Source organism: Mesorhizobium sp. M7A.F.Ca.MR.362.00.0.0 (assembly GCF_004023175.1).
Taxonomy (GTDB): domain Bacteria; phylum Pseudomonadota; class Alphaproteobacteria; order Rhizobiales; family Rhizobiaceae; genus Mesorhizobium.
Genome location: NZ_RZTF01000238.1, coordinates 1,372 through 10,074, shown reverse-complemented (window position 1 = coordinate 10,074; position 8,703 = coordinate 1,372). Strand labels below are relative to the sequence as shown.

Annotated in this window: 8 protein-coding genes and 1 pseudogene; 1 reads left to right on the top strand and 8 read right to left on the bottom strand. The window is 64.5% G+C overall.

Going from position 1 to position 8,703, the window contains the following annotated elements:
* The 5 genes from EOC06_RS24545 to EOC06_RS24525 all read right to left on the bottom strand — a co-directional run.
* Positions 1-807 (bottom strand): ABC transporter permease (locus EOC06_RS24545; protein ID WP_164898716.1); only part of this gene is annotated, 807 nt, incomplete at its 3' end.
* A complete protein-coding gene (locus tag EOC06_RS24540) occupies positions 804-1,709 on the bottom strand; it encodes an ABC transporter permease (RefSeq protein WP_245470010.1) in 906 nt (301 codons plus the stop codon). The genes EOC06_RS24540 and EOC06_RS24545, both read right to left, overlap by 4 nt.
* A 61-nt stretch (positions 1,710-1,770) precedes the next feature.
* Positions 1,771-3,261, bottom strand: a complete 1,491-nt coding sequence (locus tag EOC06_RS24535; RefSeq protein ID WP_245470007.1) for a sugar ABC transporter ATP-binding protein — start codon at positions 3,259-3,261, stop codon at positions 1,771-1,773.
* 13 nt (positions 3,262-3,274) lie between these two features.
* Entirely contained in the window at positions 3,275-4,351 is a 1,077-nt protein-coding gene (locus EOC06_RS24530; RefSeq protein WP_128309002.1) for an ABC transporter substrate-binding protein, read from the bottom strand.
* 62 nt (positions 4,352-4,413) lie between these two features.
* Positions 4,414-5,661, bottom strand: coding sequence for an enolase C-terminal domain-like protein (locus EOC06_RS24525; RefSeq protein WP_128309001.1), 1,248 nt, complete (start codon positions 5,659-5,661; stop codon positions 4,414-4,416).
* Between the two features lie 149 nt (positions 5,662-5,810).
* On the opposite strand from EOC06_RS24525, the gene EOC06_RS24520 reads away from it, so the two are divergent.
* Positions 5,811-6,572 carry a GntR family transcriptional regulator gene (locus EOC06_RS24520; RefSeq protein ID WP_128309000.1) on the top strand — a complete coding sequence of 254 codons (762 nt, stop codon included), beginning with the start codon at positions 5,811-5,813 and terminating at the stop codon, positions 6,570-6,572.
* Positions 6,573-6,692: 120 nt separating this feature from the next.
* Here EOC06_RS24520 and EOC06_RS24515 read toward each other — a convergent pair whose 3' ends face one another.
* The 3 genes and pseudogenes from EOC06_RS24515 to EOC06_RS43400 form a co-directional block, all read right to left on the bottom strand.
* Positions 6,693-7,571: an SMP-30/gluconolactonase/LRE family protein gene (locus EOC06_RS24515; protein WP_128308999.1), complete on the bottom strand. Its 879-nt coding sequence runs from the start codon at positions 7,569-7,571 to the stop codon at positions 6,693-6,695.
* A gap of 47 nt (positions 7,572-7,618) precedes the next feature.
* Entirely contained in the window at positions 7,619-8,581 is a 963-nt protein-coding gene (locus EOC06_RS24510; protein WP_128308998.1) for a 3-keto-5-aminohexanoate cleavage protein, read from the bottom strand.
* A pseudogene (locus EOC06_RS43400) lies at positions 8,578-8,703 on the bottom strand (3-hydroxyacyl-CoA dehydrogenase); the annotation flags it as partial. The gene EOC06_RS24510 and the pseudogene EOC06_RS43400, both read right to left, overlap by 4 nt.

The following is an 8,703-nucleotide window of genomic DNA, read 5'->3' as shown; positions in this document are numbered from 1 at the left end:
CCCCCATATGCCTACCGCGTTGGCCTGCCCACCAGCGACGCTGGTGCCGCCAAGCACCACCACGGCGATCGATTCCATCAGATAGGCGTCACCCATGTTGAGTGCTGCCCCGCCGCTGAAGCCGGCAAGCAGGAAGCCGGCGAGCGCCGCCGCCGTGCCGCACAGCATATAGGCAATCAACCGCACCCGTGCGACGTTGATGCCGGCAAGCCGCGCCGCCGGTTCGCTCTGGCCGGTGGCTAGCACTTGCCGGCCCCAGACCGTGCGTTTGAGAGCGATCATGGCGGCCAGCGTCAGCAGCATCACCGCGATCGGCATGAATTGCACACCGCCAAGGCTCATCGAGGTGAACCGGGAAAGGCCTGCCGGCGGCTTCAGCGTCGCCTGGCCGCCGAGATTGAAGGCAAGCGACTGGAAGACGAAGCTCCAGGCGAGCGTGGCGATGATCGGCGGCAGCCTGAGCGCGACGATGGCAAGGAAGTTCGCGGCACCCGCGACAGCGCCGACGGCAAGTGCTGCAAGCAGGCCAGGCAGCAGCATGCCGTCGGACCCTTGCATGACCGTCATCGACACATAGGCGGCCAGCGTCAGCACGGATGGCACGGAGAGGTCGATATTGCCCGGCCCGGAGGCGACCACGAACATCTGCCCGGTTCCCACCACAACGCTGAAGGCACCGAAGGCGAGCGCGCCCGACAGCGTGGCGCCGGCACTGCCGATGCCCGAGTAGGCTGTCGTCGCCAGCCACATTGCGAGCGCCACGATGAAGCCGTAGGTCCACGGCGCGAGGCTCAATCTCCGGGTCATCGCGTCCGCTCCGACAAAAGCACGCGCCCGGCCAGCACGAGAAACAGGATGACGCCCTGGGCGCCGATCTGCCATGTCGGCGGCACCTGCAGGAAAGACAGAAGCGAGCCCGCGAGCGACAGCGTCAGAGCGCCGATCACCGTGCCGACCGGCGATACGACGCCGCCGGTAAAGGCGCCGCCGCCGAGGATCACCGCGCTGACGCCGAGCAGCGTATAGGCCGGCGCGACATTGGCGTCGCCCGATGTGGTGAGGCCGGTCAGCGTCAGCCCGGCCAGACAGGCGAGCAGGCCGGCGACCGCATAGACCGCGACCCGGATGCCGATAACGGACCAGCCGGCGCGCTCGACGGCGCGCGGATTGCCGCCTGCGCCGCGCAGCACCACGCCATAGGAGGAGCGTGAGATGACGAGATGGCCGGCGAGCGCCGCCAGTGCCGCCAGCCAGATCGACAGCGGCATCAAAGGCGGCTGCCAGCTCATGAAGGCGGCAAGCCATGCGGGTGCCGAGCCACCCGGTGCCGGCAACAGGATGACGGCGATGCCGAGCCAGATGAAGGACATGCCCAGCGTCACGATGATCGAGGGCAATTGCCGGGCATGAATAAGCAGGCCGAAACCGGCATAGGCGGCGATCAGGACGATGTAGCACAGCGCCGCGATTGCCGGCGCGTCCCCGAGATAGAGCGCCGTGACGCAGGTGATCAGCCCGACAAAGGCGCCGTTCGACAGGTCGATGTCGCCCAGCATGATCACCATCATCTGCGCCAGCGCGGCAAAGACCAGCGGCACCGAGAGCTTGAACAGCAGATGGAAGCCGAAATAGCTCATCGCCGCCGGGCGGATGCTGAAGATGATGGCCAGCATAACCAGCAGCGCGATAGCCGGCAGGCCGACCTGCATGGCATTGAGCAAGGCCGAACGCGGATTGGAAGGAGAACGGGCCGGAACTCGGGCAGCCGCGTCAGACATGGTCGCCTCCGAACGACGCCTGCAGGATACGGCCGGTCTCGATGGCCTCATCTTCCAGCCTGGTCACGGCGCGGCCCTCGCGGAAGACATAGATGCGCTCGCAATTGGTCAGCTCTTCGAGCTCGGTTGTGTACCAGACGAAGGCGCGTCCGTTCTCGGCCTCCGCGCGGATCAGCCGGTAGACCTCCTGCTTGGTGCCGACATCGACGCCGCGCATCGGATCGTCGAGGAAGATCACCTCGGCGTCCGACGCCAGCGCACGAGCGAACAGCACCTTCTGCTGGTTGCCGCCGGACAGCGACATGATCGGCGTGTCGATCGAAGGCGCCTTTACCTTGAGCCGCTCCGACCAGGTCTCGGCCAGCTTGCGAGCGGCGGCGCCTGAAATCATGCCGCCCCGCGTCAGCGCATTCAGGCTGCGGATGGTCAGATTGTCGGCGATAGACCACAGTGAGAACACGCCTTCAGAGCCGCGGTCGCCGGCAACATAGGCACCCGGCAAGGCCTCGCGCTGCCGGCGCGCGGCATAGAACATCGCGCGCAGCCGCTCGCGCTGGCCGTGGCCGTCGAGCCCGGCGAAACCGATGATCTCGCCCTTGCCGACTTCGATGGTCAGATCAGCGGTGTCGCGGCCGGCATGCCGGATAACCGGAGCTTGCACCGACGACGCCTTGCCTGCGGAGCGATCGCGGGGCCGCTCGATGCTGCCCATCAATTCGACAAGCGCGGCGCGCGACAGGCCGGCGGTCGCCCGCTCGGCGACGACCTTGCCGTCGACCATGACGACGGTGCGGTCGCAGACGGCGAGGATCTCGTTCAGTCGATGGGTGATCAGGATGCAGGCGATACCACGTCCGGCGGCACGACGAATGTGGGTGAGCAGTTGCTCCGTCGCCTCATGGCCGAGCGCCGAGGTTGGCTCATCGAGAATGACGGCGCGCAATTTGATGCTGGTCTGCGTGAAGGCGCGAGCGATCTCGACCATCTGTCGCTCGCCGATCGGCAGGTCGGCGACCTTCCTGTCGAGGTCGATTCCGTGGCCAGGGAAGATCTCGTCCAGCACCGGACCGATTACCTGGCGCGCGCGCCGCCGCCAGCCCAACCCACGCAAGGACCTGTGCACGATGCGGGCGTTTTCCGCCGACGTCAAATTGGCGCAGAGCGACAGTTCCTGAAAGATACAGCGCAGACCGACCTGCTGGGCACTGGCCGCACTCCAGGCACCGATCTCACGTCCGCCGACGCGAAAGCTGCCGCTGCTGCGCTCGATGGTGCCGGCCAGCACGTTCATCAGCGTCGACTTGCCGGCGCCGTTGTGACCGACCAGGCCAACGACCTCGCCGGGGTTCAGATGAAAATCCACGCCGCCCAAGGCATGCACGGCATCATAGCTCTTGCGGACATTGCCTACCTCGACAAGAGGGCTGTCAGCATCGCCTCTCTCTGTTGCGTCCTTTTTGGGCGACGTGGGATCGTTCATCATTCGGCCATGCTGCTCATTTCGGCGCGGGTACGCCGGGCAGAGGTTCTTTCTTTACGTTGGCGTCGATGATCTTGGCCACCAGCTCCTGCGGATATTCGGCATTGACAACGCCGCCTGCGGGAACCGTCTTCAGCCAGGCGTCGAGGTCAGGCTGATTGATCTGCAGGAGCGGCACCTCGACGAATTTCGGCACCTGCTTGCCGGCCAGGATCTGCTGCGCGACCCAGAACGCGACCTGCGAGACGCTGGGCGTGGCGCCCAGCGAGAAAGTTTCGTAGCCGCCGGCATCATGCTCCTGCTTCCACAGCGCCAATTCGTCCTGGCGGTTGCCCATGATGATGATCGGCAGCGGCCGGTTGGCGGCCTTGAACGCCTGCGCCGCGCCATAGCCGTCGCCGCCCTGCGTCAGCACCGCATCGACCTGAGGCAGCGACGGCAGGATGCCCGACACTTCCTTTTGTGCCACGGTCGCCGTCCACTGGCCATAGACCTCGCCGACAGCCTTGTAGCTGGCGTGCGCCTTCATCGCCTTCTCGACGCCCTCATGCAGGCGCTTGTCGAAACCGTCGCCGGCCATACCGCGGATCTCGAGGATGTTGGCCGGCTTGTCGCCGAGCTTGCTGGAGATGAAATCCAGTTCGGCCTTGGCATAGGAATCGAGGTTGTAGTCGACGACATAGGCGCAAGGCTCGGTGACGCCGCTGGCGAAGGCGACGACCGTGATACCGGCATTGCAGGCATCCTTGATGGCGCCGTTGAGTGCGGTGTCGGAGCCGGCAAGGACGATGATTGCATCGTAGCCCTGCAGGATCAGGTTCTCGATCTGGCTCGCCTGTTCGGTCACCGAATTGTTCGAGCTGACGACGGCTGTTGCGGCGATCTGCTTGTCGGCCACGGCCTTGGCGCCCATTTCCTCGAAGCTCTTGATCATCACCTGGCGGAAGGAATTGCCGGCGTAGGAATTGCTGAAGGCGATCTTCTTGGCCGAAGTGTCGCCCTTGGCGACGCCTTCATCGGCGCGCGCGTCCAGCGTTGCAAAGCTGGTGCAGCCGAGCATGGCTGCAAGGAATAAGGCTGTGGTCCTGCTCATTGTTGTTCTCCTCCGGTTGAAAGTCATAGCGTCCTCCCGCCGATCCTTTCGAACGAAAAATGTCAGCCCAGCCCGAGATCGGGCACGGCATCGTTCAAATGGTCGGCGAAACTGGTGTTGGGCAGCAGCGGATACCAGCCCGGACGGCCAGGATCGCGGTCGTAGGCGTAGCCGCCCAGCGAGCGATAGAGCTCGGCATAGGTTGCGAGTTTGTCGCGATCGAGCTCGACACCGAGGCCCGGTGCCTCCGGCACCGCGATCGCACCATTCTCGTAGCGCATCTTGCCGCCGACGATGATGTCGTCGGCAAGGTGGTGGTAATGCGCGTCGGCGGTGAAGACGAGGTTGGGCAGCACAGCGCCAAGATGCAGCATGGTGGCGAGCTGAATGCCGAGTTCGCCAGAGGAATGCACCGCAATGCCGAGGCCGAACGTGTCGCAGATCTGCGCGGCGCGCACGCAGGCGCGGATGCCGCCCCAGAAGGTGGTGTCGAGCAGGATCACGTCAACCGCAGGGTCGCGCACATTGGTGGCGAGCTGTTCGAAATCGATGACGATGGTGTTGGTGGCCAGCGGGATGGAGAGCTTCTCGCGTAAGCGGCGCATGCCGGCAAGGCCCCAGGTCGGGTCCTCGAAATAGTCGTTCCGGAGATCGGAGATGGCCTGGCCGAAACGCAGCGCCTCTTCGACCGACAGGGCTGCGTTCGGATCGTAGCGCAGTGTGTCGGCAGGAAATTCGGCGGCGAGCGCCCTGAAACATTCCAACTCGTAGTCGGGGTGAAACACGCCGGCCTTGAGCTTGTGGGCGTGAAAACCATGCTCGGCCTTGAGCGCGTGGGCATGTTCGAGCAATTGATCGATGGTGCGGACCTCGCCCTTGCCGCTGCGGCGGTCGGCATAGCGAAAGAACAGATAGGAGGCGAAGCCGATCCGGTCGCGCACACGCCCGCCAAGCAGTTGGTAGACCGGCACGCCGAGCTTCTTGCCGATAATGTCGAGACAGGCGAATTCCAGCGCTGCGTGGAGCTGCGTGCGATTGTTGTAGAGCGACGCCGTCGGATTGCAGATGGCGTAGCGCATCCGGTTGAGATCGAAGGGATCGTGGCCGACAAGGTAGGATTTCAGCCCGGCGAAAGCGAGTTCGGCGCCGGCGCCCCCGCCGCCCATCTCGCCGAGCCCAACAATGCCTTCGTCGGTCTCGACCTCGACCACGGTGCGGACAAAGCGTCCCCAATGCGTACCGTTGCTGTGCCGCAATGCTGCTTCCAGCGGAACGGTGATGGTGGTCGCCTTGATGTCCGTGATCTTCATGCCGGCTCCTCTCCCCTGGCCTACCGGCGTCATACACACTACCATGGTAGTATGTCAATACAGCGTCAATCCTGCTTGCCGCTTGAGTTGGGACGTGCGTGGTGTCATGACCGGAGCAGTGCAGCGCCATTCACAGCAACGGATTCGTCATGGGGACCAAGCTTTCGGGGGCGACTAGGTTTTCAGGCAATGCTGCCAGGCTGAAAAACGCCGGTCAGCGCGAACCCTCGCGGGTTCTGGAGCCGGTCAACAATCGCATGCCGATCTCACCGCAGATCTACGAGCGCCTGCGCCGCGCCATCACGACGCTGGCGATGTTGCCGTCGGAAGCGCTCAGCGAACAGGACCTTGCCCAGCAGCTCGGTGTCAGCCGTACACCCGTGCGCGAGGCGCTGATCCGGCTTGCCGATGAAGGGCTGATCGACATACTGCCGCAACGCGGCAGCTTCGTCGCGCCGATCCGGCTGAGTGACGTCGAGGAAGCGCAGTTCATTCGCGAGGCGCTCGAAGTCTCCGTCGTGCAGAAGCTGGCCGGACACGGTTCGAGCGCCTTCATCGCGGCAGGCAGGGTGAACCTTGCCCAACAGGCCAAGGCAGTGGCCGAGGGCGACCGCGAGCTGTTTCTCGAGCTTGACGAGGGCTTCCATCGCAGCCTTTGCGAAGAGGCCGGCCTGCCCAAGAGCTGGCGGGTCATCCAGGTGGTCAAGCTGCAGATGGACCGTGTGCGCTATCTGAGCCTGCCCGAACCCGGCCACCTTAAAACGCTGCTCGCTCAGCATGTGGCGATCTTCGAGGCTGTGGAGACCGGCGAGGCAAAGCAGGCAGGCGCGCGTATGGCGGCGCATTTGCGCGAAGTGCTCCGCACGGTTCAACGGCTCAACGTGGCCCGCCCGGACCTCTTTGGCCAATGATCCATTGACCGCTCATTGGGTGAAGAGCAGCGCCGCGGGCGTGCTGCCACATTTTTGATGAGGAATTCCTGGTGCCAAGGCCTGATCCGCGTATGCTACGGGCGCTTCGCTTGCCTGGCGTCAACCGCCGAAGCGCGGCTCCGCGACGCCCGTGATGCCAAGGCCCGTGATGGCGAACAGACTGCCGCGCAAAACGCCGTCGCTGGGAAAACGCGGCAGCGGCGGCTTGGCCATCGAGGTGACGTAAAGGGTGTCCAGCTTCGGCCCGCCGAACATGACGCTGGTGATCTTCTTGACCGGCATGTCGATGACACGGTCGATGCTGCCATCGGGCGCATAGCGCACCAGTCTTCCGTCATAGACCAGCGCATTCCACAGATAGCCCTCGGCATCGACGGTCGAGCCGTCCGCCGCACCGCCCCGGCTGGTGTCGACGCGCACGAAGGTGCGCCTGTTGGTGGCGGCACCGGTCGCGATGTCGTAGTCGTAGGCCCATATCTCGCCGGTCCAGGTGTCGGCGAAATAGAAGGTGCGGTCGTCGGGGCTCCAGCATGGACCATTGGAACAGATGATGCCGGAATCGATCCGGGTGACGGAGAAGTCCGGATCGAGCCTGTAGAGCCCGCCGGACGGCCCCTCTTCCATCGTATCCATGGAGCCGGCGAAGAAGCGGCCGTACCGGTCGACCTTGCCGTCGTTGAGCCGGTTCATCGGCTTGTCCGGCTCGGGATCGTGGATCAGCGTCACATCGCCGGAGGCGAAATCGAGCAGATGGAAGCCGCGCTGCAGCGACACCACGGCGCCGCTGCCATCCTTACGCAGCGCCATCGAGCCGATCTTCATCGGCACGTCCCATGACCGGATCTCGCGTCCGTCGGCGGTCGCCCGAAACACGCGCCCGTCGAAGCTGTCGATCCAGTAGAGTCGTTCCTGTTCGACGTCCCACAGCGGCCCCTCGCCCAGTGTGGTCTTCACGTCCACCACGACTTCGATCTTCATGCCGTCCTCCTCCGTTTTTGCGTCTCGCGGCGATTGCTCGGGCCGCCTCAGAAAGCGACCTTGTCGCCGCCTTTCAATGACAGGATCTCGCGTGCCTCGTCGGGCGTCGCGACCTCCATGCCGAGCCCTTCGATGATCTTGCGGGCCAGCAAGACCTGCTCAGCGTTCGATTTGGCAAGCTTGCCTTTGCCAGCCCACAGACTGTCCTCCAGCCCGACGCGGATGTTGCCGCCAAGCGCTGCCGATTGCGCGGCGATGCGGAGCTGGCTGGCGCCAGCGCCGAGAACCGACCAGCGGAACTGGTCGCCGAACAGCCGGTCGGCAGTGCGCTTCATGTGGGCGACGTCTTCGGGATGGGTGCCGATACCACCGAGCAGTCCGAACACCGACTGCACGAAGAAAGGCGGCTTCACCAACCCGCGGTCGGCGAAGTGGGAAAGGTTGTAGAGATGGGCGATGTCGTAGCACTCGAACTCGAAACGCGTGCCGTTGTCGTAGCAGGTCGCCAGGATGTACTCGATGTCCTTGAACGAGTTGCGAAAGACGAGGTCGCGGGTCGCTTCCAGATGCGGCTTTTCCCAGTCGAACTTGAAAGTCTCGTATTTGTCGGCGAGGTGATAGAGCCCGAAATTGATCGAGCCCATGTTGAGCGAGGCGACTTCCGGTTTGAACTGGGCGGCCGGGCGCACGCGCTCCTCGACCTTCATGTACGGGCTGCCACCGGTGGTGATGTTGATGGCGGCGTTGGTGCCTTGCTTGACGCGCGTCAGGAAGCGAGCGAAGGCCTCCGGCGTCTGGTCGGGCTTGCCGGTTTCCGGATCGCGCGCATGCAGATGCAGGATTGCGGCACCGGCTTCGGCAGCCGCGATCGCCTCCGAGGCGATCTGGTCCGGCGTGATCGGCAGATAGGGCGACATCGTCGGCGTGTGGATGGCGCCCGTCACCGCGCAGGTGATGATGACCTTGCCCCTGGTCTGCGCAGGCCCCGGCTTGCGGCTGGTTTGCGTCATTCTCCGAACTCCTGATCCGATTTTCTCTTGTGGGCGGCGAGCGCCATGAGCCGGCGGTCACGCCACACCTGCCGGTCGCCTAGGCTTTGCTGTGGCAGTCGCTTGCGGCGATCAGCCTCGAC